This is a genomic window from Pseudomonas citronellolis, from assembly GCF_001586155.1.
In the GTDB taxonomy this organism is placed as follows: Bacteria; Pseudomonadota; Gammaproteobacteria; order Pseudomonadales; family Pseudomonadaceae; genus Pseudomonas; species Pseudomonas citronellolis.
Genome location: NZ_CP014158.1, coordinates 959,846 through 984,129, shown reverse-complemented (window position 1 = coordinate 984,129; position 24,284 = coordinate 959,846). Strand labels below are relative to the sequence as shown.

At 68.1% G+C, this 24,284-nt stretch carries 22 protein-coding genes; 13 read left to right on the top strand and 9 right to left on the bottom strand.

What is annotated here, in order from left to right; genetic code table 11:
• Window positions 1–6: 6 nt before the first annotated feature.
• Complete coding sequence (locus PcP3B5_RS04520; protein ID WP_061560652.1) at window positions 7–615, bottom strand: pseudouridine synthase; 609 nt, start codon at window positions 613–615, stop codon at window positions 7–9.
• Between the two features lie 95 nt (window positions 616–710).
• On the opposite strand from PcP3B5_RS04520, the gene PcP3B5_RS04515 reads away from it, so the two are divergent.
• On the top strand, window positions 711–1,757 hold the full coding sequence (locus tag PcP3B5_RS04515) for an MBL fold metallo-hydrolase (protein ID WP_061560651.1): 1,047 nt from the start codon (window positions 711–713) through the stop codon (window positions 1,755–1,757).
• Window positions 1,758–2,065: 308 nt separating this feature from the next.
• Here the strand turns inward: PcP3B5_RS04515 and deoC are convergent, their stop codons facing one another.
• Together deoC and amn are read right to left on the bottom strand one after the other, a co-directional pair.
• On the bottom strand, window positions 2,066–2,824 hold the full coding sequence (deoC, locus tag PcP3B5_RS04510) for a deoxyribose-phosphate aldolase (RefSeq protein WP_061560650.1): 759 nt from the start codon (window positions 2,822–2,824) through the stop codon (window positions 2,066–2,068).
• A gap of 84 nt (window positions 2,825–2,908) precedes the next feature.
• Complete coding sequence (gene amn, locus PcP3B5_RS04505; protein ID WP_009617376.1) at window positions 2,909–4,384, bottom strand: AMP nucleosidase; 1,476 nt, start codon at window positions 4,382–4,384, stop codon at window positions 2,909–2,911.
• A 166-nt stretch (window positions 4,385–4,550) separates the two neighbouring features.
• Here amn and PcP3B5_RS04500 point away from each other — a divergent pair, with 166 nt between their 5' ends.
• Window positions 4,551–4,817, top strand: coding sequence for a type II toxin-antitoxin system Phd/YefM family antitoxin (locus PcP3B5_RS04500; RefSeq protein ID WP_009617373.1), 267 nt, complete (start codon window positions 4,551–4,553; stop codon window positions 4,815–4,817).
• Entirely contained in the window at window positions 4,817–5,152 is a 336-nt protein-coding gene (locus PcP3B5_RS04495; RefSeq protein ID WP_009617370.1) for a type II toxin-antitoxin system RelE/ParE family toxin, read from the top strand. Before PcP3B5_RS04500 ends, PcP3B5_RS04495 begins: the two co-directional genes overlap by 1 nt.
• A gap of 32 nt (window positions 5,153–5,184) precedes the next feature.
• Here PcP3B5_RS04495 and PcP3B5_RS04490 read toward each other — a convergent pair whose 3' ends face one another.
• From PcP3B5_RS04490 to PcP3B5_RS04480, 3 genes are all read right to left on the bottom strand, one after another.
• A complete protein-coding gene (locus PcP3B5_RS04490) occupies window positions 5,185–6,834 on the bottom strand; it encodes an acyl-CoA dehydrogenase family protein (RefSeq protein WP_043313719.1) in 1,650 nt (549 codons plus the stop codon).
• Window positions 6,831–7,478, bottom strand: a complete 648-nt coding sequence (locus PcP3B5_RS04485) for a TetR/AcrR family transcriptional regulator (protein ID WP_061560649.1) — start codon at window positions 7,476–7,478, stop codon at window positions 6,831–6,833. Before PcP3B5_RS04485 ends, PcP3B5_RS04490 begins: the two co-directional genes overlap by 4 nt.
• 130 nt (window positions 7,479–7,608) lie before the next feature.
• On the bottom strand, window positions 7,609–9,996 hold the full coding sequence (locus PcP3B5_RS04480; protein WP_043313724.1) for a hybrid sensor histidine kinase/response regulator: 2,388 nt from the start codon (window positions 9,994–9,996) through the stop codon (window positions 7,609–7,611).
• Window positions 9,997–10,176: 180 nt separating this feature from the next.
• Here PcP3B5_RS04480 and PcP3B5_RS04475 point away from each other — a divergent pair, with 180 nt between their 5' ends.
• The 4 genes from PcP3B5_RS04475 (at window position 10,177) to PcP3B5_RS04460 (ending at window position 13,718) form a co-directional block, all read left to right on the top strand.
• Window positions 10,177–10,974, top strand: coding sequence for a hydroxymethylpyrimidine/phosphomethylpyrimidine kinase (locus PcP3B5_RS04475; RefSeq protein WP_024128129.1), 798 nt, complete (start codon window positions 10,177–10,179; stop codon window positions 10,972–10,974).
• Between the two features lie 19 nt (window positions 10,975–10,993).
• Window positions 10,994–11,617, top strand: coding sequence for a thiamine phosphate synthase (gene thiE / locus PcP3B5_RS04470; RefSeq protein ID WP_009617352.1), 624 nt, complete (start codon window positions 10,994–10,996; stop codon window positions 11,615–11,617).
• Between the two features lie 56 nt (window positions 11,618–11,673).
• A complete protein-coding gene (gene hemL / locus PcP3B5_RS04465; RefSeq protein WP_058488471.1) occupies window positions 11,674–12,957 on the top strand; it encodes a glutamate-1-semialdehyde 2,1-aminomutase in 1,284 nt (427 codons plus the stop codon).
• A 215-nt stretch (window positions 12,958–13,172) separates the two neighbouring features.
• Window positions 13,173–13,718 (top strand): tetratricopeptide repeat protein, encoded by a 546-nt coding sequence (locus tag PcP3B5_RS04460; RefSeq protein ID WP_043313729.1) that lies wholly within the window; start codon window positions 13,173–13,175, stop codon window positions 13,716–13,718.
• A gap of 148 nt (window positions 13,719–13,866) precedes the next feature.
• Here PcP3B5_RS04460 and PcP3B5_RS04455 read toward each other — a convergent pair whose 3' ends face one another.
• Complete coding sequence (locus PcP3B5_RS04455) at window positions 13,867–14,196, bottom strand: DUF1820 family protein (protein ID WP_009617346.1); 330 nt, start codon at window positions 14,194–14,196, stop codon at window positions 13,867–13,869.
• Between the two features lie 132 nt (window positions 14,197–14,328).
• Here PcP3B5_RS04455 and miaB point away from each other — a divergent pair, with 132 nt between their 5' ends.
• The 5 genes from miaB (at window position 14,329) to lnt (ending at window position 19,956) form a co-directional block, all read left to right on the top strand.
• On the top strand, window positions 14,329–15,669 hold the full coding sequence (gene miaB, locus PcP3B5_RS04450) for a tRNA (N6-isopentenyl adenosine(37)-C2)-methylthiotransferase MiaB (RefSeq protein ID WP_043273497.1): 1,341 nt from the start codon (window positions 14,329–14,331) through the stop codon (window positions 15,667–15,669).
• A gap of 90 nt (window positions 15,670–15,759) precedes the next feature.
• A complete protein-coding gene (locus tag PcP3B5_RS04445; RefSeq protein ID WP_043273496.1) occupies window positions 15,760–16,776 on the top strand; it encodes a PhoH family protein in 1,017 nt (338 codons plus the stop codon).
• Window positions 16,769–17,230 carry an rRNA maturation RNase YbeY gene (gene ybeY, locus PcP3B5_RS04440; RefSeq protein ID WP_061560648.1) on the top strand — a complete coding sequence of 154 codons (462 nt, stop codon included), beginning with the start codon at window positions 16,769–16,771 and terminating at the stop codon, window positions 17,228–17,230. The genes PcP3B5_RS04445 and ybeY overlap by 8 nt, the downstream gene beginning before the upstream one ends.
• A 21-nt stretch (window positions 17,231–17,251) precedes the next feature.
• The gene (locus PcP3B5_RS04435) at window positions 17,252–18,091 is read left to right on the top strand and encodes an HlyC/CorC family transporter (RefSeq protein WP_009617338.1); all 840 of its coding nucleotides are present in this window, start codon (window positions 17,252–17,254) and stop codon (window positions 18,089–18,091) included.
• Between the two features lie 332 nt (window positions 18,092–18,423).
• Window positions 18,424–19,956: an apolipoprotein N-acyltransferase gene (lnt, locus tag PcP3B5_RS04430; RefSeq protein WP_061560647.1), complete on the top strand. Its 1,533-nt coding sequence runs from the start codon at window positions 18,424–18,426 to the stop codon at window positions 19,954–19,956.
• A 205-nt stretch (window positions 19,957–20,161) separates the two neighbouring features.
• Here lnt and PcP3B5_RS04425 read toward each other — a convergent pair whose 3' ends face one another.
• Window positions 20,162–20,923, bottom strand: a complete 762-nt coding sequence (locus PcP3B5_RS04425) for a YdcF family protein (RefSeq protein ID WP_061560646.1) — start codon at window positions 20,921–20,923, stop codon at window positions 20,162–20,164.
• Between the two features lie 50 nt (window positions 20,924–20,973).
• Window positions 20,974–21,402: a hypothetical protein gene (locus PcP3B5_RS04420; RefSeq protein ID WP_009617334.1), complete on the bottom strand. Its 429-nt coding sequence runs from the start codon at window positions 21,400–21,402 to the stop codon at window positions 20,974–20,976.
• Between the two features lie 237 nt (window positions 21,403–21,639).
• Here PcP3B5_RS04420 and leuS point away from each other — a divergent pair, with 237 nt between their 5' ends.
• Entirely contained in the window at window positions 21,640–24,261 is a 2,622-nt protein-coding gene (leuS, locus tag PcP3B5_RS04415) for a leucine--tRNA ligase (protein WP_061560645.1), read from the top strand.
• The last annotated feature ends 23 nt before the right edge of the window (window positions 24,262–24,284 follow it).

The window sequence follows — 24,284 nt, the reverse complement described above, 5'->3', positions numbered from 1 at the left end:
CCGGCCCTAGGGCTGCACCTCGCGCCACTCCCCCGGCTGCAGCCCGTCCAGGCCCCAAGGGCCGATGCGCACCCGCACCAGGCGCAGGGTCGGCAGGCCGACGGCCGCCGTCATGCGCCGCACCTGGCGGTTGCGCCCCTCGCGGATCACCAGTTCCAGCCAGGCAGTGGGCACCGACTTGCGGAAACGCACCGGCGGCACCCGCTCCCACAATTGCGGCTCGTCGATGCGCCGCGCCTCGGCCGGCAATGTCGGGCCATCGTTGAGCTGCACGCCCTCGCGCAGGCGCTGCAACTGCGCCTCGTCCGGCTCGCCCTCCACCTGTACCCAGTAGGTTTTCGGCAGCTTGTGCTTGGGGTCGGCGATGCGCGCCTGCAGGCGGCCATCGTTGGTCAGCAGCAGCAGACCCTCGCTGTCGCGGTCCAGGCGCCCGGCGGGATAGACGCCGGGTACCGGCACGTAGTCCTTGAGCGTCGCCCTGCCCTCACCATCGCTGAACTGCGTCAGCACGTCGAACGGCTTGTTCAGCAGGATCAGCCGCGGCTGCGCCGGCGGCGCCTTGGTGACGCGGCGGGGAGCGGGACGGCGAGCAGTGGGACGAGGCGGACGGGGCATGGGCGAAAAGGCAACGAGTCGGCGGAGCACAAGGATGGGCCGGCATGCTAGGTTGTGCCACCGTTCCCCCGCAAGAGCACGCAGAGCATCCCGCCATGCCCAAGGCCCGTCGCTCCCCCTGGCTGATCACCCTGCTCAACCTCGCCGGCCGCCTCGGCGGCGGCTACAGCGGGCCGCAAAGCACGAACTTCGACGGCCTGCGCTTCCGCAATCTGGACGCCAAGCCGCACCACGGCTTCCGTGAATTCCTCAAGTGGCAGTTGGAGCGCGACAGGCAACTGGCCTGGATCGAACAGCCCGGCGCCGAACGCCGTCCGGAAACCCCGGCGCAGGTCAGCGGCGAGGAACTGCGCGTCACCTACATCAACCACGCCACCCTGCTGATCCAGCACCGCGGCCTGAACATCCTCACCGACCCGCTGTGGTGCGAGCGCACCAGCCCCTTCAGCTTCGTCGGCCCCAAGCGCCACCACCCGCCGGGCCTGGCCCTGGACGAACTGCCGCCGATCAACCTGATCCTGGTCAGCCACAACCACTACGACCACCTGGACGTCGGCAGCCTGGGCGAACTGGCCCGGCGCTTCCCGCAAGCCAAGGTGGTGACCGGCCTGGGCAACGCCGAGCTGATCCGCGCCTGCGGCTTCGTCGACGTGCACGAGCTGGACTGGTGGCAGAGCCTGCCGCTGCACGAGGGCATGCTGCTCACCGGCGTGCCGGCGCAGCACTGGTCGGCGCGCTCGCGCTACGACACCAACCGCACCCTGTGGCTGGGCTTCGTGCTGGAATCGGCAGACGGCCCCGTGCTGTTCCCCGGCGACACCGGCCTGGGCCCGGAATTCGCGCTGATCCGCGAACGCTTCGGGCCGATGCGCTTCGCCGCGCTGCCCATCGGCGCCTACGAACCGCGCTGGTTCATGCGCCACCACCACATGAACCCGGACGACGCCGTGCAGGCCCACCGCACGCTGGAATCGCAGTGCAGCATGGCCATCCACTTCGGCACCTTCCGCCTCAGCGACGAAGGCCAGTTCGCCCCCGTCCACGACCTGGCCCGGGCGTTGGCCGAGCAGGGCGTGGAAAGCCAGGCGTTTCGTGCGCCAAAGCCGGGGGAGCAGTGGTTGGTGGGGCGGATGGGTGGGTAGGCCTTAGCTTCGTGTGTGGGGGGACTCTCGACCGGAGTCTCCCGGAACCATTGGTGCCAATACGAACGCCGCCCCTCTCCCCAACCCTCTCCCTGAAGGGAGAGGGAGTCGTTCGGCGTGCGCTGGCACTTCCGCACTCCCTGATGCCCCGCATAGCGCCTGATATTTCCATGAGACATGTCTTCCACGTCGGCACGGACTAGCCCCCTCTCCCTTCAGGGAGAGGGCTGGGGAGAGGGTGCTCTCCGGGATAAACACCCGGCATCGCCGAGAGGCACCATTCGCGAGCAAGCTCGCTCCTACACAAGTCACCCCTCCATTTCGCGCAACAGCTCATCGAGCAACGCCGAAGCCCCAAAGCGCAGGTGCTCGGATGTAATCCAGTCATCCCCAAGCATCTCCTGCGCGATAGCCAGGTAGACCTCGGCATCGTCCAGGCTACGAATACCACCGGCCACCTTGAGTCCCACCTTGCCGCCCGCCTCCACGATGCATTCCAGCATCACCCGCGCAGCCTCAGGCGTGGCGTTCACGGCCACCTTGCCAGTACTGGTCTTGAGAAAATCGGCACCACCGGCAATAGCCTCGCGACAAGCCGTACGAATCAACTCGGGCTCACCCAACTCGCCGCTTTCGATAATCACCTTGAGCCGATGGTAGGGCCCGCACAGCGCCTTGCAGGCCCGGATCAAGCCCACCGCCCCATCTGCCCGTCCAGCCTTGAGCGCCTGCCAGGGATAGACCAGATCGATCTCATCAGCACCCTCGGCAAGGGTACGCCGCACCTCCTCCACCACCTCGGCCAAAGGCGCATCACCGGCGGGAAAGTTGCACACACTGGCGACCCTCACCGCCCGCGCACCAAAGCCATTGAGCGTACGCCGCGCCACATGCACAAAGCGCGGGTAAACACACACCGCGGCCACCTCGCCATAGGGCGTCAACGCCCGGCGGCAGAGCTGGACGATGCGCGGCATGTCGTCGTCGGCGTTCAGCGAGGTCAGGTCGAGCAGCGACAGTACCCGCGTGGCGCGTTCGGCGCGGGTCGGTTGCAGGGGTTCAGCCATGGCGTCCTCCGGTTGCGGCCTTTGCGCCATCCTGCCACGGGCCCTCCCCGCGCGGGCGGGAAAGGGCCGTGGCCATGCGCCGGATCAACGGAACGGCGGCTCGTCGAAACTGCGCAGCTTGCGCGAGTGCAGCGAGTTGAGCTGGGTGCGCAGCAGGTCGACGGCGGCGATGCCGATCGCCAGGTGCTGGCTCACCGCGCGCTGGTAGAAGGCGCTGGCGGCGCCGGGCAACTTGATCTCGCTGTGCAGCGGCTTGTCCGACACGCACAGCAGCGTGCCGTAGGGCACCCGCAGGCGGTAGCCCTGGGCGGCGATGGTGCCGCTCTCCATGTCCACCGCCACGGCCCGCGCCAGGTTGATCAGCGGACGCTCCTGGGCCCAGTGCAGCTCCCAGTTGCGGTCGTCGTAGGTCAGCACGGTGCCGGTGCGCAGGCGCCGCTTGAGTTGTTCGCCGCGTTCGCCGGTAACCAGCGCCGCGGCCTCCTGCAGCGCCACCTGCACCTCGGCCAGCGCCGGGATCGGGATGTGCGGCGGCAGCACCCGGTCGAGGATGCCGTCGCGGCGCATGTAGGCGTGGGCCAGCACGTAGTCGCCGATGGTCTGCGACTGCCGCAGGCCGCCGCAGTGGCCGATCATCAGCCAGCAGTGCGGGCGCAGCACGGCCAGGTGGTCGGTGATGTTCTTGGCGTTGGACGGGCCGACGCCGATGTTGATCAGGGTGACGCCGTCGCCGTCGCTGGCGATCAGGTGATAGGCCGGCATCTGGAAACGGTGCCACTCGACGCCGGCGATGATGGCGTTGGCCTCGCCCCGATCCATGTCGCGCTCGATCACCACGTTGCCCGGCAGCACCATGCGCACGAAGCGCGGGTCCTCGTGCAGGCGCTCCAGGCCCATGTGGATGAACTGATCGACGTAGCGGTGGTAGTTGGTCAGCAGGATCCACGGCTGCACGCAGCGCCAGTCGCTGCCGGTGTAGTGCACCAGGCGGCGCAGCGAGAAGTCGGTGCGCGCGGCGTCGAACAGCGCCAGCGGCATGGGGTCGGCGCCTTCCCACTGGTACAGGCCGTCGGCGATGCCGTCGGAAGTGGCCGACAGATCGGTGCTGGGGAACACCCGCGCCAGTTCGGCGGCGGTCACGCCCGAGCCGGCCAGCTCATCGCCCTGCTCCACCACGTAGGGATAGGGAATGTTCTGCTCGCTGGGGCCGACCTCGATGCGCACGGTGAAGTCTTCCATCAGCGGGCGCAACTGCTCCAGCAGGTATTTGCGGAAGGCCGCGGGGTGGGTGATGGTGACGGCATAGGTGCCGGGCGTCTGCACCTTGGCGTAGGCGCGGGTGGTCGAGGGCACCTCGCCCTGGCACAGGTAGGTCAGGCGAAGCTGCGGATAGCGGAACAGCGCGCGCTCCTCGGCGCCCGGCTGCTCGCGGGTCTTCAGGTAGCGCCGCAGAGCCTGGCTGAGCGCCCCGGTGGCGCGCTGGTGCAAGGCGGCAAGGCGGTCGACCGCTTCTTCTGCGGTATGGGCGACGACGAAAGCGTCGCCGAGCTCGGCATTCATGGTGGGCTTCCTGTCTGAGCGATCAGCTCCATCTTGCCTGCTTATTTGCAGGAAGGGGATGACTGAATCATGTCCTTGGTTCCCCATCCAGCCGGGAGGACTCCCACTGTGCGGGCAACCATTAAAAGACTATATTCAGTCCTTAACTCTTCCAGGTGCCGCCACCATGCGCTACTCCTCCCAGGTCAAACCCATCAGTTACCTCAAGGCCAATGCGGCAGAGGTGCTCAAGCAGCTCGGCGAGCAGCAGGAGCCGCTCATCATCACCCAGAACGGCGAAGCCAAGGCGGTGATTCAGGACGTCCGCAGCTATGAGGAAACCCAGGAGACCCTGGCCCTGCTGAAACTACTGGCACTGGGCAACCAGGAAATCGAGGAAGGCCGATTCGCTGCTCTGGACGAAGTGGCGAAACGCCTGCGCGGGGACGCCTGATGGGGGCAGAATCGCCCTATCGCGTGTTCATCACGCAGGGCGCCGAACGCGATTTGAAGTCCATCCACGACTACGTTGCCGAATTCGACGGGCCGCAACATGCGGTTCATGTCCTGAGCATGCTGCTGGAATGCATCGGCGAGCTGAGTCACTCACCGGAGCGCGGAAATTTCCCCAAGGAACTGCTGAGCCTGGGCATCCGCGAATACCGCCAGCTGTTCTTCAAGCCCTACCGCATCATCTATCGCCAGCGTGAACGGGACATTCACGTCTATCTGGTAGTGGACGGCCGCCGCGACCTGCAACACCTGCTGAGTCGGCGCCTGCTGGGCTAGGCCGGGAGCCTCGCGGCTCCCGGCCAGCGGCATCAGGCCAGATGCGGCGTCGCCCGCGCCACCAGCGCCTCGACGTCCGTGCCGCGCGGCAGGGTGCCGTAGACGCGGCCGCCGCCGCCCAGGCGGCTGCCGATGAAGGCGTCGGAGACGGTGGCGTTGCCGGCTTCCAGCAGCAGCTTGGCCTGCAGGGCCACGGCCACGTCCTCGGTGAGCTGGCGGGCGCGGAACTGGATGTCGGCGGTGTCGGCGAAGGAGGCCTTGAGGTTGCCGATGAAGGCTGCCAGGCGGGCGTCGCCGTGGCCGTCGCCGAGTTCGTGGAACAGCGCGTCGAGTACGCCCGGCTCCTTGGACAGGGCGCGCAGCACGTCCAGGCACTGGACGTTGCCCGAGCCTTCCCAGGTGGAGTTCACCGGGGCCTCGCGGTACAGGCGCGGGAGGATGGTGTCTTCGACGTAGCCGGCGCCACCCAGGCATTCGGCGGCTTCGTTGATCATCGCCGGGGCGCGTTTGCAGATCCAGTACTTGCCCACGGCGGTGACCAGGCGGGCGAACTTGTCTTCCTGCTCGTCGTGCAGGTGGTCCAGGGCGCGGCCCATGCGCATGGTCAGGGCCAGCGCGGCCTCGCTTTCCAGGGCCAGGTCGGCCAGCACGTTCTGCATCAGCGGCTGTTCGGCCAGCACCCGGCCGCCGACCTGGCGGTAGGCGCAGTGGTGCGCGGCCTGGGTCAGCGCCTGGCGCATCAGGGCGCTGGAGCCGACCATGCAGTCGAAGCGGGTCATGGCCACCATCTCGATGATGGTCGGCACGCCGCGGCCCTCCTCGCCCACCATCCAGGCCAGGGCGCCGCGGTACTCCACCTCGCTGGAGGCGTTGGACCAGTTGCCCAGCTTGTTCTTCAGGCGCTGCACGTAGAACTCGTTGCGCGTGCCGTCCGGGCGGTGGCGCGGCAGCAGGAAGCAGGTCAGGCCCTTGTCGGTGTAGGCCAGGGTGAGGAAGGCGTCGCACATCGGCGCCGAGCAGAACCACTTGTGCCCGACCAGCTCGTAGGCCTGGCCCGGGCCGGGGATGCCCACCGGGTAGGCGCGGGTGGTGTTGGCGCGCACGTCGGTGCCGCCCTGCTTCTCGGTCATGGCCATGCCGATGGTGGCGCCGGCCTTCTGCTCGATCGGCAGGTTGCGCGGGTCGTATTCGCTGGCGAGGATCTTCGGCAGCCATTTCTCGGCGATGTCCGGCTGCAGGCGGATCGCCGGGACGCTGGCGAAGGTCATGGTCAGCGGGCAGCCGGTGCCGGCCTCAGCCTGGCTGTGCAGGTAGCTCAGGCCGGCGCGGGCGACGTGGGCGCCGGCGCGCGGGTCGGTCCAGGGCATGGACGGGATGCCGTGCTCGATGGCCGTGCGCATCAGCTCGTGGTAGGCCGGGTGAAACTCCACCAGGTCGATGCGGTGGCCGTAGCGGTCGTGGCTCTTGAACACCGGCTTGTTCTCGTTGGCCAGGAAGCCGGCGGCCATCAGCGGCCCGCCGGCCAGGGCGCCGTAGGCCCCCAGGCGCTGCTCGGCCCAGCCGCCGTCGTAGCGGCGCACCCACTCTTGCAGCGGCAGGTCGATGCGGTAGAGGTTGGCGCCGTCCAGCGGCGGCACCTGGTTGGTCACTTCGTGGGTCTCGGCGTACTGGTGCAGGTTCATCGCTGTTCCTCCGGCTGGGGCGCGCCGACGGCGCGCAGGCAGAAATCGACGAGGGCCTGGCTGACTTGCTCCAGGCCAGGGCTGGGTTGCCCGGCATCGCGGGCGGCACGGGCCGGCGGCGACAGCGGGCCGACCAGGGATTCGGCGATCGCCCCCACCAGGCAGGCGGCGATCAGCGGCGCGGGGCCGCAATGGAAGTGGCCGCTGCGCGCACCCTCTTCCAGCAGTTCGATGAAGAGTTCGGCGTAGGCCTCGCGGTAGAGCAGGCGCTGCTCGTCCACCTCGGGGTCGACCGGTTCGGCGATCAGGGCGAAGGCCAGGCGCCGGCTGTCCCAGGCGCGCCGGGCGAACTGGCGCAGGCCGCGGGCCAGGCGCCCGGCGGGCCCGCCTGGCCCGCGCAGGACGACGGCCAGGGCGTCCACCTCGCGCTGGCTGGCGCGGGCGAAGACTTCGGCGGCCAGTTCGCCCTTGCCGCGGAAATGCCGGTACAGGCTGCCGGTGGCGATGCCCGCCTCTTCGGCCAGGCCCTGCATGGTCAGCGCCGCGAAGCCGCCCTCGGCGACCCGCGCCAGGGCCAGTTGGAGAATGCGCTCGCGCAGTTCCACATCTTTCTGCAGGCGGGCTTCGGTGAGACGATAGACCATGCTCTGAATCCGGATTCACTGTTTCAAGCAGTGAATCACGGTTCAGGGCTTGGCCATAGGGGGAATTGCGCCAGCGGTGCGGGCGTTCCGGCCAGCGGAGCGCGCCGCGTGACGCAACGGGCGTGGCGGATCAGGCGTGGCTGGGCAGCGCCGGCTGGCACAGCAGCCAGTCGTGCAGCAGGGTCTGCAGTTCCTCGAACTTCACCGGCTTGGCCAGGTAGTCGCTCATGCCCGCCGCCAGGCAGCGTTCGCGGTCGCCGCTGTGGCTGTGGGCGGTGATGGCCAGCACCGGCAGCTCGCCGCCCTGGGGCAGCGCGCGGATCGCCCGGCAGGTGGCGAAGCCGTCCATGATCGGCATCTGGCAGTCCAGCAGCACGGCGTCGACGCCTTCGCGGCGCAGCAGGTCGATGGCTTCCGAGCCGTTGTCGGCGGTGCGCACCCGGTAGCCCAGCTTGAGCAGCATGCCGCGGATCACCAGTTGGTTGATGGCGTTGTCCTCCACCACCAGCACCGTGCACTGTTCCGGACGGCGCAGGGCCTGGCCGCCGGCGCGGCGTGGCGGCACGCTGAAGCTCTGCGCCGGCTGGCCGAGGTTCAGTTCGAGGACGAAACGGCTGCCGCGCCCGGGGCTGGAATGGTGCTGCAGCTGCCCGCCGAGCAGCTCGGTGAGCTGGCGGCACAGCGCCAGGCCGATGCCCAGGCCGCCGTACTCGCGGGTCAGCGAGCCGTCGAGCTGGTGGAAGCGCTGGTACAGCGCATCGTCGGCCGGCGTCTCGAAGCCGATGCCGGAGTCCTGCACCGTCACCCGCAGGGCGACGCCGTCGCTCTGCCGCTGGCCGTCCACCCGCAGGCTCACGCCGCCCTGGTGGGTGAACTTGATGGCGTTGTCCAGCAGGTAGCCGAGGGTCTGGGCCAGCTTGCCGGCGTCGCCTTCCAGGGTGTCGGGCAGGTTCTCGTCCAGTTGCAGGTCGAAGCGCAGGCCCTTGGCCTCGGCGCGCGGCGCGTACTGGGCGCGCAGGCTGTCGAACAGGCCGCGCAGGCTGAAGGGCTCGCGCCGCGGGTAGAGCTTGCCGGCCTGCAGCTCGATCAGCGCGAGGATGTCGTTGACCATGCGCATCATGTCGCGCGCCGAGCCGGTGGCGGTCTTCTGGTACTGCGCCAGCTCCACGTCCATGGGCACCGTCTGCATCAGCTCCAGCGAGCCGATCACCCCGCTCATGGGCGTGCGCAGCTCGTGGGTGACGGTGGCCAGGAACTCGTCCTTCAGGCGGTTGCTGTTGGCCAGTTCGAGGTTGAGCTGCTCCAGCTTGCGGCTGGATTCCTGGAGGATGCGCGTGCGCTCTTCCTTCATGGCGTTGATGCGGTCGGCCAGGGCCAGGGACAGCAGGCCCACCTCCAGCGCCGAGCCGATCTGCCCGGAGTACATGGTGAAGAACACGTTGGGCAGCAAGCCCAGCACCATCAGGGTGTTGATGGTCCCGCCGAGGAGGAAGGCGGTCCAGGCGAAGATGAAGTAGCGCGCCACGCGCATGCCGCGCAGCCAGGCGAGGATGCCGGCGCTGAAGATGACCACCACGAACGCCAGCGCCAGGTAGGTGGCCAGGCGCAGCGACAGCGCATAGCTGGCCGAGAACGCCAGCAGCATCACCAGCGCGCCCACCGCCATCAGCGCCAGCAGGGTGCGGTCGACCCACGGGCTGTGCTCGCGGGTGTGCAGGAAGCTGCGCGCGAACTGGCAGCCGAACAGGCTGGCGGAACCGATCAGGAAGGGCGTGGCGGCGTTGGCCCACCAGGGGCTGTCGGGCCAGAAGTATTCGATGCCGGCGCCGTTGACCGAGACCTGGTAGAGGCCGAAGGAGGCGATGTAGAGGATGTAATAGAGGTAGCTGGTGTCGCGCACGCTGACGAAGATGAACAGGTTGTACACCAGCATCACCAGCAGCACGCCGTAGATGATGCCGAGCACGTAGACGTTGCCCGGCAGGTTTTCCATGTAGGCCTTGGGCGACCAGAGCGTCAGCGGCGCCTGGATCGAGCCCTGGCTCTCCAGGCGCAGGTACACCCGCAGCGGCTTGCCGGGCGCGAGCTTGAGGTCGAACAGGTAGTTGGTCAGGCTGATCGGCCGGCTGGCGAACGGCAGGGTGTCGCCGGTGCGCTGGGCCAGCTGGTACTTGCCGTCGGCGCCGGGCAGGTAGAGGTCCAGGCGGTCCAGCGGCGGGTAGGCCAGTTCCAGCAGCCAGGGCGCCGGGTCCTGGGATTCCTGCGGGCGGTAGTCCAGGTCCAGGCGGATCCAGAACACCGAGCGCGAGTAGCCGGCGTTGAGCACGTCGCGGTCGTGGCGGCGGAAGCTGTCGGCCAGGGCCGCGGAGGTGATGTCGGCGATGTCGGCGGTGCCGCGCACGTCCTCGAAGACGTCGATCGAGTGGCCCAGCGGCAGGCGGCTGGTGTGCTCGTCGAAGCTGACCGCGCCGGCCAGCGGCGAAAGAAGGAGAAGGAAGAGGATCAGCCAGCGCTGCATGCTACCCCGCAGTGCCCCTCCGGACGGCGCCCAGGGGCCCCATCCCCCGCGATCGGCGCGCCCTGTGGGCGTGATTTTCGAATCGGCCAACTTTAGCACGCCGGCATGACGATCAAGCAGCGCCGGGCCGGGGGTCGGGGCAAACGACGCCTGCCGGGTTTAGTGGTAAGCTCCCGCGCCATGAAAACGCCAACCTCCCGTCCCGTAGTGCTCTGCCTGTCCGGCCACGACCCCAGTGGCGGCGCCGGCCTGCAGGCCGACATCGAAGCCCTGATCGCCCAAGGCTGCCATGCGGCGCCCGCCGTCACCGCGCTGACCGTTCAGGACACCGTCAACGTTTCCGACTTCCGCGTGCTCGACCGCGAGTGGGTACTGGCCCAGGCCAACGCCGTGATCGCCGACCTGCCGGTGGCCGCGGTCAAGCTGGGCATGCTCGGCTCGGTGGAGATGGTCGACACCGTGGTCGAGATCATGCAGTCGCTGCCCGGCGTGCCGCTGGTCTGCGACCCGGTGCTGCGCGCCGGCGGCGGCGGCGCCCTGGGCAAGGACGAAGTCGGCTACGCGATCCGCGAGCGGCTGTTCCCGGTGGCCGCCATCGCCACGCCGAACCTGCCGGAGGCGCGCATCCTCGCCGAGCTGCCCGAAGGCAGCGCCGAGGAATGCGCCGAGAAGCTGCTGCCGTACATCCGCAACCTGCTGATCACCGGCGGCCACGGCGACGAGTCCGAGGTGCACAACCGCCTGTACGGCCGCGACGGCAGCCGGCACACCTTCACCTGCCAGCGCCTGCCGGGCAGCTACCACGGCTCCGGCTGCACCCTGGCCAGCGCCCTGTCCGGCCGCCTGGCCCTGGGCGAGGAGTTGGCCAGCGCCGTGCGCAGCGCCCTCGACTACACCTGGCGCACCCTGCGCGACGCCGAGGCCCCCGGCCACGGCCAGTACGTCCCGCGCCGGCTGCCGCTGGACTTCTGCTCCTGATTCACCTGCCGAGGCCTTCATGAAACTCCGCGGACTCTACGCCATCACCGATAGCAAGCTGCTCGCCGACGGCCGCCTGCTGCCCTACGTCGAGGCCGCGCTGCGCGGTGGCGCGCGCCTGCTGCAGTACCGCGACAAGTCCGCCGACGAGTCGCGCCGCCTGCGCGAGGCCGAGGCCCTGCGCGAACTCTGCGAGCGCCACGGCGCCACCCTGATCATCAACGACGACGCCGAGCTGGCCGCGCGCCTGGGCGTGAGCGTGCACCTGGGCCAGACCGACGGCTCCCTGGCCGCCGCCCGCGCCCTGCTGGGCCGCCAGGCGATCATCGGCGCCACCTGCCACGGCAGCCTGCAGCTGGCCGACCAGGCCGTCGCCGAGGGCGCCGACTACGTGGCCTTCGGCCGCTTCTTCCAGTCGCTGACCAAGCCCGGCGCCTCCGAAGCCAGCCCCGAGCTGCTGGAACAGGCCCGCGCGCGCTTCGCCAACGTGCCGCTGGTGGCCATCGGCGGCGTGAGCCTGGACAACGCCCCCGAGCTGATCGGCCGCGGCGCCGACCTGCTGGCGGTGATCAACGCGCTCTTCGCCGCCGACACCCCGGCCGAGGTCGAGCGCCGCGCCCGCGCCTTCGCCGCGCTGTTCTAACCCTTTCCCGCGGCGCCGCTGCGCGCCGCTTTCACGGATCCCAACGAGAGGTCGCCATGTCCCGTTCCGAACTCCTCTTCGCCAACGCCCAGAAGCACATCCCCGGCGGCGTCAACTCGCCGGTGCGCGCCTTCAAGAGCGTCGGCGGCACCCCGCTGTTCTTCAAGCACGCGGAAGGCGCCTACGTGGTGGACGAAGACGACAAGCGCTACGTCGACTACGTCGGCTCCTGGGGCCCGATGATCCTCGGCCACGCCCACCCGGAAGTGCTCGACGCGGTGCGCCGCCAGTTGGAGCACGGCCTGTCCTACGGCGCGCCGACTGCGCTGGAAGTGGAAATGGCCGACCTGGTCTGCTCGCTGGTGCCGTCCATGGACATGGTGCGCATGGTCAGCTCCGGCACCGAGGCGACCATGAGCGCCATCCGCCTGGCCCGCGGCTACACCGGCCGCGACGACATCATCAAGTTCGAGGGCTGCTACCACGGCCACTCCGACAGCCTGCTGGTGAAGGCCGGCTCCGGCGCCCTGACCTTCGGCGTGCCGAACTCCCCGGGCGTGCCGGCGGACTTCGCCAAGCACACCCTGACGCTGCCGTTCAACGACCTGGAAGCGGTGGAGAAGGCCCTGGACGAGTGCGGCCGGAACGTCGCCTGCATCATCGTCGAGCCGGTGGCCGGCAACATGAACTGCGTGCCGCCCGCCCCGGGCTTCCTCCAGGGCCTGCGCAAGGCCTGCGACAAGCACGGCGTGGTGCTGATCTTCGACGAGGTGATGACCGGCTTCCGCGTCCACCTCGGCAGCGCCCAGGCGCTGTACGGCGTGACCCCGGACCTGTCGACCTTCGGCAAGATCATCGGCGGCGGCATGCCGGTGGGCGCCTTCGGCGGCAAGCGCGAGATCATGCAGCAGATTTCCCCGCTGGGCCCGGTCTACCAGGCCGGCACCCTGTCGGGCAACCCGCTGGCCATGGCCGCCGGCCTGACCACCCTGAAGCTGATCAGCCGCCCGGGCTTCCACGACGAGCTGACCGACTACACCAGCCGCATGCTGCAGGGCCTGCAGGAGCGCGCCGATGCCGCCGGCATCCCGTTCGTCACCACCCAGGCCGGGGCCATGTTCGGCCTGTACTTCAGCGGCGCGGACGACATCGTCACCTTCGCCGACGTGATGGCCAGCGACGCCGAGCGCTTCAAGCGCTTCTTCCACCTGATGCTGGACGGCGGCGTGTACCTGGCGCCCAGCGCCTACGAGGCCGGCTTCACCTCCATCGCCCACGGCGACACCGAGCTGAAGTTGACCCTGGACGCCGCCGAGCGTGCCTTCGCCGCCCTCAAGTAACTCCCTCCGGCCGCGGCGTCCGCCGCGGCCAATTTTCCGTCGTTACGCTTTCCCGGCGAGCCCTACGCCGGTTTCTTGGCCATTCGGACGGAAACCGCGAAAAACACCGTAAAGACTTTGTAAGGAAGCATCGGCTTATTTCATAATGTGCAGGCCGGCACGTTTTCGCCGGCCGGGCATTGTGCCCGCCCCGTTGCCGGAGGCCGTTTCTCCCCATGTACCGTTCTGGTCGCGCCCTGCTGCTGGGCAGCCTGTTGCTCATCTCGCCCCTGTTCGCGCAGGCGGGAGGCAACTCGCTGCTGGTTCCGGCGACCGGCCGTTGCAGCCTGAACACGGTGCCCGAGCAACTGCAGCAGGCCCTGGCCAGCTGCCAGCAGATCGCCAATGGCGGCGACGCCCAGGCGCAGTTCGAACTGGGCGAGTACTACTACACCGGCGAACGCGCCCCGCGCGACTTCCCCGCCGCCCTGCGCTGGTACGAAAAAGCCTCGCTGCAGGGCCACGCCCAGGCCCAGTGGCGCCTGGGGACCATGTTCTTCCGCGGCGAAGGGGTCAAGGCCAACAACATCCAGGCCTACATAGTGCTGAAGATGGCCGCGGTGAACGGCGCCGAAGACGCCATGGACAGCGCCGACCTGGTCGCCGAGCAGATGAGCAAGGACGAACTGGACATCGCCAGCAAGGTGCTGGGGCAGATCTTCCGCAACTACCTGATCGAACTGCAGACCGCGGGCAATACGCCGTTTTCGCCGTTGCCCTAAAAAAAGAAGCTAGAAGCTGGAAGCTGGAAGCTAGAAGCTAGAAGCTAGAAGCTAGAAGCTAGAAGCTAGAAGCTAGAAGCTAGAAGCTAGAAGCTGGAAGCTGGAAGCTGGAAGCATGCAGCCACTTCCAGCTCATGGCTTCAAGCTTCTAGCTCTTGTCCGGCATCGGCATCGGGAACGGCATCACGTTGCCGCCGCCCTTGGCTTCGCTGATCTTCGGTGTGCCCAGGCGCTCGACTTCGTCGATGCGGATGATCGCGTGCAGCGGCACGAAGCTGCGGATAACGCCCTCGAACTGGGCCTTGAGCTTCTCTTCGCTGGGGTCCACGACCACCTGGGTGCGCTCGCCGAAGACGAACTCCTCGATTTCCAGGAAGCCCCACAGATCGCTCTGGTAGATCTGCTTGGCGTACATCTCGAACACCTGGCCCTGGTTGAGGAAGACGACTTTGTAGATCGGGTTCTCGCGCTTGTTCATGAACGACGGGTGACAGTTCTGCGAAAAGGAGGGCGCGAATCATAGCACAGCCGCCTGGCGCGCAACCCTAGGAACGGGCCCGGCGCGCCACTATAATGCCCGGTCATTTTGGATTTCCCCGACGAAACGCGCATGGCCAAGAAGCTTTTCATCCAGACCCACGGCTGCCAGATGAACGAGTACGACAGCTCGCGCATGGCCGATCTGCTGGGCGAGGAACATGCCCTGGAGCTGACCGCGAAGGCCGAAGAAGCCGACGTGATCCTCCTCAATACCTGCTCGATCCGCGAAAAGGCCCAGGAGAAGGTGTTCTCCGAACTGGGCGCCTGGCGGGCCCTGAAGCAGCGCAAGCCGGAGCTGGTGATCGGCGTCGGCGGCTGCGTGGCCAGCCAGGAAGGCGCCGCCATCCGCGAGCGCGCGCCGTTCGTCGACGTGGTGTTCGGCCCGCAGACCCTGCACCGCCTGCCGGAAATGATCGACGCCGCGCGCACCACCCGCAAGCCGCAGGTGGACGTGTCCTTCCCGGAGATCGAGAAGTTCGACCGCCTGCCCGAACCGCGGGTCGACGGCCCCACCGCCTTCGTCTCGGTGATGGAAGGCTGCAGCAAGTACTGCAGTTTCTGCGTGGTGCCCTACACCCGCGGCGAGGAAGTCAGCCGGCCGTTCGACGACGTGCTCGCCGAAGTCATCCACCTGGCCGAGAACGGCGTCAGGGAAGTCACCCTGCTGGGGCAGAACGTCAACGGCTTCCGCGGCGCCACCCATGACGGGCGCATCGCCGACTTCGCCGAACTGCTGCGGGTGGTCGCCGAGGTCGACGGCATCGAGCGCATCCGCTACACCACCTCGCACCCGCTGGAGTTCAGCGACGCGCTGATCGCCGCCCACGCCGAACTGCCGCAGCTGGTGCCCTTCGTCCACCTGCCGGTGCAGTCCGGCTCGGACCGCGTGCTGGCCGCCATGAAGCGCAACCACACCGCGCTGGAATACAAGTCGCGCATCCGCAAGCTCAAGGCCGCGGTGCCGGACATCTGCATCAGTTCGGACTTCATCGTCGGCTTCCCCGGCGAGACCGACAAGGACTTCGAACAGACCATGAAGCTGGTGGAAGAAGTCGGTTTCGACTACTCCTTCGTCTTCATCTACAGCCAGCGCCCGGGCACCCCGGCGTCGGACCTGGCGGACGACACCCCGGAAGAAGTGAAGAAGCAGCGCCTGATGATTCTCAACACGCGCCTGCAGCAGCAGGGCTTCGAGATCAGCCGACGCATGGTCGGCAGCATCCAGCGCATCCTCGTCACCGACTATTCCAAGCGCGACCCGGGCCAGCTGCAGGGCCGCACGGCGAACAACCGCGTGGTCAACTTCGCCTGCGACAATCCGCGCCTGATCGGCCAGTTCGCCGAGGTGGAGATCTACGAAGCGCTGCCCAACTCGCTGCGCGGCCGCCTCATCGAGCCCACCCGCCACTGAAGTGCATCCCGGCGCCCGACTTTCCCACAGGGGCCGCCGGGGTTATTCTTCGGTCATCCCTAATTTCCCAACGGTCATACCGACAGCACCTTGAACGCCCCCCTGGATCTTCATCGCTTCACCCTGGAACCCTTCGACGCGCGCAGCTTCGCCAATCTCTGCGGGCAGTTCGACGAGCACCTGCACCAGATCGAGAAACGCCTGGACATCGAGATCCGCAACCGCGGCAACCAGTTCGAACTGGTTGGCGAGGCCGCGCGCACCCAGGCCGCCGAGCACCTGCTGCAGCGCCTGTACCGCGAGGCGCAGAGCGGCACCGAGCTGACCCCGGACATGGTCCACCTGTTCCTCCAGGAATCCGGCCTGGAAGACCTGGCCAGCTCCGGCGAAGCGCCCAGCATCACGCTGAAGACGCGCAAGGCGCACATTCGCCCGCGCGGCGCCAACCAGCAGCGCTACGTCAAGGCCATCCTCGACCACGACATCAACTTCGGCATCGGCCCGGCCGGCACCGGCAAGACCTACCTGGCGGTGGCCTGCGCGGTGGACGCCCTGGAGCGCGAGCAGATTCGCCGCATCCTGCTGGTGCGCCCGGCGGTGGAGGCCGGCGAGAAGCTCGGCTTCCTGCCCGGCGACCTGTCGCAGAAGATCGACCCCTACCTGCGCCCGCTGTACGACGCCCTGTACGAGATGCTCGGCTTCGAGACCGTGGCCAAGCTGATCGAGCGCCAGGTGATCGAGGTCGCGCCGCTGGCCTACATGCGCGGGCGCACGCTGAACAACAGCTTCATAATCCTCGACGAAAGCCAGAACACCACCATCGAGCAGATGAAGATGTTCCTCACCCGCATCGGCTTCGGTTCCACCGCGGTGATCACCGGCGACGCCACCCAGGTCGACCTGCCGCGCGGCACCCGCTCGGGCCTCAAGCACGTGATGGAAGTGCTGCGCGACGTGCCGGGCATCAGCTTCACCCACTTCAAGCCCAAGGACGTGGTGCGCCACCCGCTGGTGCAACGCATAGTCGAAGCCTACGAGCGTTTCGAGGCACGCCAGCCGCTGCGCCAGGACGGCGAGCGCGCCCCCGGGGAAACCCGCGATGCTTGAACTCGACCTGCAGGTCGCCAGCCAAGCCGCCGACCTGCCCACCGAGGCGCAGCTGCGCCAGTGGTGCGAACTGGCCCTGCGCCAGCGCCAGGCCGACTCCGAGCTGACCATCCGCCTGGTGGACGAGGCCGAGGGCCGCGAACTGAACCGCACCTGGCGGCACAAGGACTACGCCACCAACGTGCTGTCCTTCCCCGCCGACGTACCCGACGAGCTGCTGGACATCCCGCTGCTGGGCGACCTGGTGATCTGCGTGCCGGTGGTCGAGCGCGAAGCCGCCGAACAGGGCAAGGAACCAGCGGCGCACTGGGCCCACCTGGTGATCCACGGTTGCCTGCACCTTTTGGGCTACGACCATATCGAAGACGCCGAGGCCGAGGAAATGGAGGCCCTGGAACGGCAATTGCTGGCCGAACTGGGCTACCCCGACCCGTACGCGGCGGATGAAGAATAAAAGCCAACGAGCAAAGGAAAGATGAGCGAAGACCGATCGAGCAACGGGCATAAGTCCTGGCTGGACAAGATCACCCAGGCTTTTGCCCATGAGCCGAGAAACCGCCAGGAGCTCCTCGAGCTGCTGCGCGACGCCCACGACAACAAGCTGCTGGACAGCGAGGCGCTGTCCATCGTCGAGGGCGCCATCCAGGTCGCCGACCTGCAGGTGCGCGACATAATGGTGCCGCGCTCGCAGATGATCAGCATCAAGGCCAGCCAGAGCCCGCGCGAGTTCCTCCCGGCGATCATCGAGGCGGCGCACTCGCGCTACCCGGTGGTGGGTGAGAGCCTCGACGACGTGATGGGCGTGCTGCTGGCCAAGGACCTGCTGCCGCTGATCCTCCACGACGACAGCCACGCCTTCAACATCAAGGACCTGCTGCGCCCGGCCACCTTCGTGCCCGAGTCCAAGCGCCTGAACGTGCTGCTGCGCGAGTTCCGCGCCAACCACAACCACATGGCCATCGTCATCGACGAGTACGGCGGCGTGGCGGGCCTGGTGACCATCGAGGACGTGCTGGAGCAGATCGTCGGCGACATCGAGGACGAGCACGACGTCGAGGAAGACAGCTACATCAAGCCGCTGCCCAGCGGCGACTTCATCGTCAAGGCGCTGACCCCGGTGGAAGCCTTCAACGATTTCTTCGGCGCGGAATTCTCCGACGAGGAATTCGACACCGTCGGCGGCCTGGTGATGAGCGCCTTCGGCCACCTGCCCAAGCGCAACGAGACCACCGAACTGGGCGGCTTCCGCTTCCGCGTGCTCAACGCCGACAGCCGCCGCCTGCACCTGCTGCGCCTGACGCCGCTGCGCGATTGAGGCGGGCCTGCTGCTCCCACACCCCTCTGTAGGAGCGCGCCCTGCGCGCGAATCGCGGGCAGGGCCCGCTCCTACAGTTCCAGGGAAGCACCATCGTAGGATGGGTTGAGCGAAGCGATACCCATCACCGCAACCGCATGGGTTTCGCAAGGCTCAACCCATCCTACGAAGAACGCCTCCCGCCGCGGACAAGCTCCGCGCCTACGGGCCGTTCAGACATCCTGCAACACAGCGTCGCAGACGCCTCATGGCTTTTCGCCCTTGCCCCCATAGCCGACCGTTCGTCTCTCCATTACTCTTGCGCATCGCCAAATCGCTTCCAAGGAATACCGATGCGCTGGATCACCCGTCCCGGCTGGCCGGGCCACCTGCTGGCCCTCGCCGCCGGCGCCATCACCCCGCTGGCCCTGGCCCCCTACGGCATCTGGCCGCTGGCGCTGCTTTCCGTCGCCCTGTTCTACCTCGGGCTGCGTGGCGTCACCCCGGGCTCGGCGTTGTGGCGTGGCTGGTGGTACGGCTTCGGCGCCTTCCTCGCCGGCACCGGCTGGATCTACTACAGCATCCACGACTTCGGCGGCGCCTCGCCGGCCCTGGCCGGTTTCCTGGTGGTCGGCTTCAGCGCCGGGGTGGCGTTCTTCTTCGGCCTGCCGGCCTGGGCCTGGGTGCGCCTGCTGCGGCGCAACAACGCGCCGGTCAGCGATTCCCTGGCCTTCGCCGCGCTGTGGCTGGGCCTGGAGGTGTTCCGCAGCTGGTTCCTCACCGGCTTCCCCTGGCTCTTCACCGGCTACAGCCAGTTGCAGGGCCCCCTGGCCGGCCTGGCCCCGATAGGCGGCGTGTGGCTGATCTCCTTCAGCATCGCCCTGTGCGCCGCGCTGCTGATCAACCTGCCGCAGCTGACCTTCCGCCCGGCGCAACTGGTCGTCGGCCTGGTCCTGCTGCTGGCGCCATGGATCGCCGGCCTCGTCCTCAAGGGCCACGCCTGGACCTCCCCCGCCGGCGAGCCGCTGACCGTCGCCGCCATCCAGGGCAACGTCGCCCAGGACATGAAGTGGGACCCCAAGCACGTCACCGCGCAACTGGAGCTGTACCGCGACCTCAGCGCCGAGCAGCACGACGTCGACCTGATCGTCCTGCCGGAAACCGCCGTGCCGCTGCTCAAGGACCAGGCCGGCGGCTACCTGGGCATGCTCGACGAGATGGCGAAGCAGAAGCGCGCCGCGCTCATCACCGGCGTGCCCATGCGCCAGCGCGACGCCGACGGCGTGCACTACTACAACGGCATCACCGTGGTCGGCGACGGCAGCGGCGACTACCTCAAGCAGAAGCTGGTGCCCTTCGGCGAATACGTGCCGCTGCAGGACCTGCTGCGCGGCCTGATCACCTTCTTCGACCTGCCCATGTCCGACTTCGCCCGCGGCCCGGCCGACCAGGCGCTGCTCAAGGCCAAGGGCTACTCCGTCGCGCCGTACATCTGCTACGAAGTGGTCTACCCGGAGTTCGCCGCCGGCCTGGCGGCGCAGAGCCAACTGTTGCTGACCATCAGCAACGATGCCTGGTTCGGCACCTCCATCGGCCCGCTGCAGCACCTGCAGATGGCGCAGATGCGCGCCCTGGAAGCCGGACGCTGGATGGTCCGCGGTACCAACAACGGCGTCACCGCGTTGATCGACCCGCAGGGCCGCATCGCCCACGAGATCCCGCAGTTCCAGCAGGGCGTGCTGCGCGGCGAGGTCACCCCGATGCAGGGCCTGACGCCCTACCTGAAATGGCGCCTGTGGCCGCTGGGCGCCCTGGCGGTGGTCCTGGCGCTCTGGGCCGTGGTGCGCCGCCAGGCCGCGCCCGAGCAGCGCCGGATGTTCGGCTGATCCGTAGGGCGTACAACCGTTCGCGGTTGTACGCTGAGGTTGAGTTCAACAGCGGCTCCGTGCTCGACACCGAGCGGAATGCAGCCAAGGTCAGGCGGCGGATAACCGCGAACGGTTATCCGCCCTACGTTGCCCCATCCACATCGTTCCCCTGTAGGAGCGCGCCCTGCGCGCGAATCGCGGACAAGGTCCGCGATGCATCCCTTCAGCGATAGAACAACCGGTAGCCCAGCAACCCCAGCGCCTCGTTGAGCAACTGGTTGCTCTGCCAGAACGCCTTGGCCTCCGGCAACCAGCCGCCGAACGGGCGGGCGTTGTCCACGCCGATGAAGCCCATCGGCGCCGGCACCACCTCCAGGCCATTGGCCTCGAAACTCCAGACCGCACGCGGCATGTGCTGCGCCTGGGTGACCAGCACCACGCGGCGCACGCCGGCCTGGCGGAGGATTTCCGCGCTCATGGCGGCGTTCTCCCAGGTGGTGCGGCTGCGCCCTTCCTGCCAGCGCACGCTCACGCCGTAGTCATCCGCCAGGCTGGTGGCCATGATCTGCGCCTCGCTGGGCGGCGTGCCGTAGTGCAGGCCGCCGGAAGTCAGGATCGGCAAGCCGCTGGCCTTGGCCAGGCGCGCGGCGTAGCGCAGCCGCTCGCGGGCCATGAGCCCGGGCTGGTCGTCGCCCCAGGCCGGGTCGCCGCGCTCGCGGCCCGCGCCGAGGATGACGATGGCCTCGGCGCGCTGCGCCAGCCCCGCCCACTCCGAACGCACCAGGGTTGGCTGGCGCTCCAGCAGGCGCGCGCCCCACTCCACCGTCAGCGGCAGGCTGAGCAGCCAGAAGCCGGCGAACCCGGCGACGAAGCAGGCCAACGCCAGCCTCGGCCGACGGCGGCGCAGGACGAAGCCCAGCAACAGGAGAATGAGCAGGATGCCCGGCGGCATCAGGATCTGCTTGATGAGATAGCGCAACGGCATCGGCGGCTCCTTTCATGGAGCGCCACAGCCTAGCGGATGAACGCGCGGAATCAACGCCCGCGGGAGCCGCGGAACAACTGCGAACCACAGGAAGCGCAGGGCATCACCCCGTGCTGGCGGTTGTACACAACCGGCGTGCCGCACAGCGCGCAGAGCAATTGCAGGTGGCGGTGGGACGGACGCGTCTTGCCGGCGCTGCCGCCCAGGCGCGCCCGCGTGGAACGGGCGGGAGCGTGCTCGATCAGCGCCAGTTCCTCGGCGGCGGCGTGCCAGCCGCGCAGCCAGTTGACGTCCTGGTCGAGGTAGGCGCGGATCAGCTGCATCTCCGCGCTGCTCAGGCCGCGCAACTCCAATTCCTCGGGATGCTCATCGCGCAGGCGTTCCGCGGTCTCGGCCTCGTCCAGGGCCAGTTCAAGTCGATGCAACAACCGCTCATAAAGACCGGGACCCGACAAACTTGCACGATGCAGCTCAGCCATCAGTCACCTCAAGCAGGCGGAAACCTCCCGCCCTCAGGCCAAGCTTAGCGCCCCGGCCCCCGGGCCACCGAGCGCGCGACAAACGGCGCGGGCTACCGGCTCGGGGAGGGCTCATGTATGCTACGAGGCTTTATGCAGCCCCTTGCCGACCGGCCGCCGCGGTGCCCCGGCAAGACGGGAGCGCCCGCTCCGCTCCCACGGCCGCGCCGTCTATTCCGTACAGGTCCAAGTCGCGCCATGCACGAGCAATACCAGCCTCTCGAGATCGAATCCCAGGCCCAGAAGTACTGGAACGAACACAACTCCTTCCGCGTCGAGGAAGTCCCCGGCAAGGAGAAGTTCTACTGCCTGTCGATGTTCCCGTATCCGAGCGGCAAGCTGCACATGGGCCACGTGCGCAACTACACCATCGGCGACGTGATCAGCCGCTACCAGCGCATGCAGGGCAAGAACGTCCTGCAACCGATGGGCTGGGACGCCTTCGGCATGCCGGCGGAAAACGCCGCGATGAAGAACAACGTCGCCCCCGCCGCCTGGACCTACGACAACATCGCCTACATGAAGGCCCAGCTCAACAGCCTGGGCCTGGCCATCGACTGGTCGCGCGAAGTCACCACCTGCAAGCCGGACTACTACCGCTGGGAACAGTGGCTGTTCACCCGCCTGTTCGAGAAGGGCGTGATCTACCGCAAGAACGGCACCGTCAACTGGGACCCGGTGGACCAGACCGTGCTGGCCAACGAGCAGGTCATCGACGGCCGCGGCTGGCGCTCGGGCGCGCTGATCGAGAAGCGCGAAATCCCGATGTACTACTTCAAGATCACCGCCTACGCCGAAGAGCTGCTGGAAAGCCTCGACCACCTGCCGGGCTGGCCGGAACAGGTCAAGACCATGCAGCGCAACTGGATCGGCAAGTCCCGCGGCATGGAGATCGCCTTCCCCTACGACCAGGCCTCCATCGGCGAGGCCGGCCAGCTGAAGGTCTTCACCACCCGTCCGGACACCCTGATGGGCGCCACCTACGTGGCCGTGGCCGCCGAGCACCCGCTGGCGACCCTGGCCGCCCAGCGCGAGCCGGCCCTGCAGGCGTTCATCGACGAGTGCAAGCGCGGCGGCGTCGCCGAGGCGGACATCGCCACCCAGGAGAAGAAGGGCGTCGCCACCTCCCTGTTCGTCGAGCACCCGCTGACCGGCGAGAAGCTGCCGGTGTGGATCGCCAACTACGTGCTGATGACCTACGGCGAAGGCGCGGTGATGGCCGTGCCGGCCCATGACGAGCGCGACTTCGAGTTCGCCAACAAGTACCAGCTGCCGATCAAGCAGGTGATCACCCTGGCCGCCGGCGACGACGGCTACGACGCCAGCGCCTGGCAGGAGTGGTACGGCGCCAAGGACGACAGCATTCGCACCGTCAACTCCGGCAAGTACGACGGCCTCGGCTACCAGGCCGCCTTCGACGCCATCGGCGCCGACCTGGCCGCCAAGGGCCTGGGCCAGGCGCGCACCCAGTTCCGCCTGCGCGACTGGGGCATCAGCCGCCAGCGCTACTGGGGCTGCCCGATCCCGATCATCCACTGCGAAGCCTGCGGCGACGTGCCGGTGCCGGCCGACCAGCTGCCGGTGGTGCTGCCGGAGAACGTGGTGCCGGACGGCGCCGGTTCGCCCCTGGCGAAAATGCCGGAATTCTACGCGTGCAACTGCCCGAAATGCGGCCAGCCGGCCAAGCGCGAAACCGACACCATGGACACCTTCGTCGAGTCGTCCTGGTACTTCGCCCGCTACGCCTGCCCGCAGTTCGAGGACGGCATGCTGGACAAGAAGGCCGCCAACTACTGGCTGCCGGTGGACCAGTACATCGGCGGCATCGAGCACGCCATCCTGCACCTGCTGTACGCGCGCTTCTTCCACAAGCTGATGCGCGACGAGGGCCTGATCGACTCCGACGAGCCGTTCAAGGACCTGCTGACCCAGGGCATGGTGGTCGCCGAGACCTACTACCGCACCACCGCCAACGGCGGCAAGGACTGGTTCAACCCGGCCGACGTGGAAGTCGAGCGCGACGCCAAGGCCAAGGTCATAGGCGCGCGCCTGAAGACCGACGGCCTGCCGGTGGAGATCGGCGGCACCGAGAAGATGTCCAAGTCGAAGAACAACGGCGTGGACCCGCAGGCCATGATCGACGCCTACGGCGCCGATACCTGCCGCCTGTTCATGATGTTCGCCTCGCCGCCGGACATGAGCCTGGAATGGTCCGACTCCGGCGTCGAGGGCGCGAGCCGCTTCCTGCGCCGCGTCTGGCGCCTGGCCCAGGCCCACGTCAACGCCGGCTTCGCCGCCGCCGTGGCGCAGGACACGCTGGACGACGCGCAGAAGGAAATCCGTCGCGCCATCCACCTGGCCATCAAGCAGGCCAGCCAGGATATCGGCCAGAACCACAAGTTCAACACCGCCATCGCCGCGGTGATGACGCTGATGAACGTGCTGGAGAAGGTCCCGCAGGAAGGCGCCGGCAACCGCGCCCTGCTGCAGGAAGGCCTGGAGACCGTCGCCCTGCTGCTGGCGCCGATCACCCCGCACATCTGCCACGTGCTCTGGCACGAGCTGGGCCACACCGGCGCGGTGATCGACGCGCCCTGGCCGCAGGTCGACGAGAGCGCGCTGGTGCAAGACACCCTGCAACTGGTGGTGCAGGTCAACGGCAAGCTGCGCGGGCACATCGAAGTGCCGGCCGAGGCCAGCCGCGAGGACGTCGAGGCCACCGCCCGCGCCAACGAGAACGTGCTGCGCTTCACCGACGGCCTGACCATCCGCAAGGTGATCGTGGTCCCCGGCAAGCTGGTCAACATCGTCGCCAACTGATGGCATTCGCCCGCGGCGCTTGC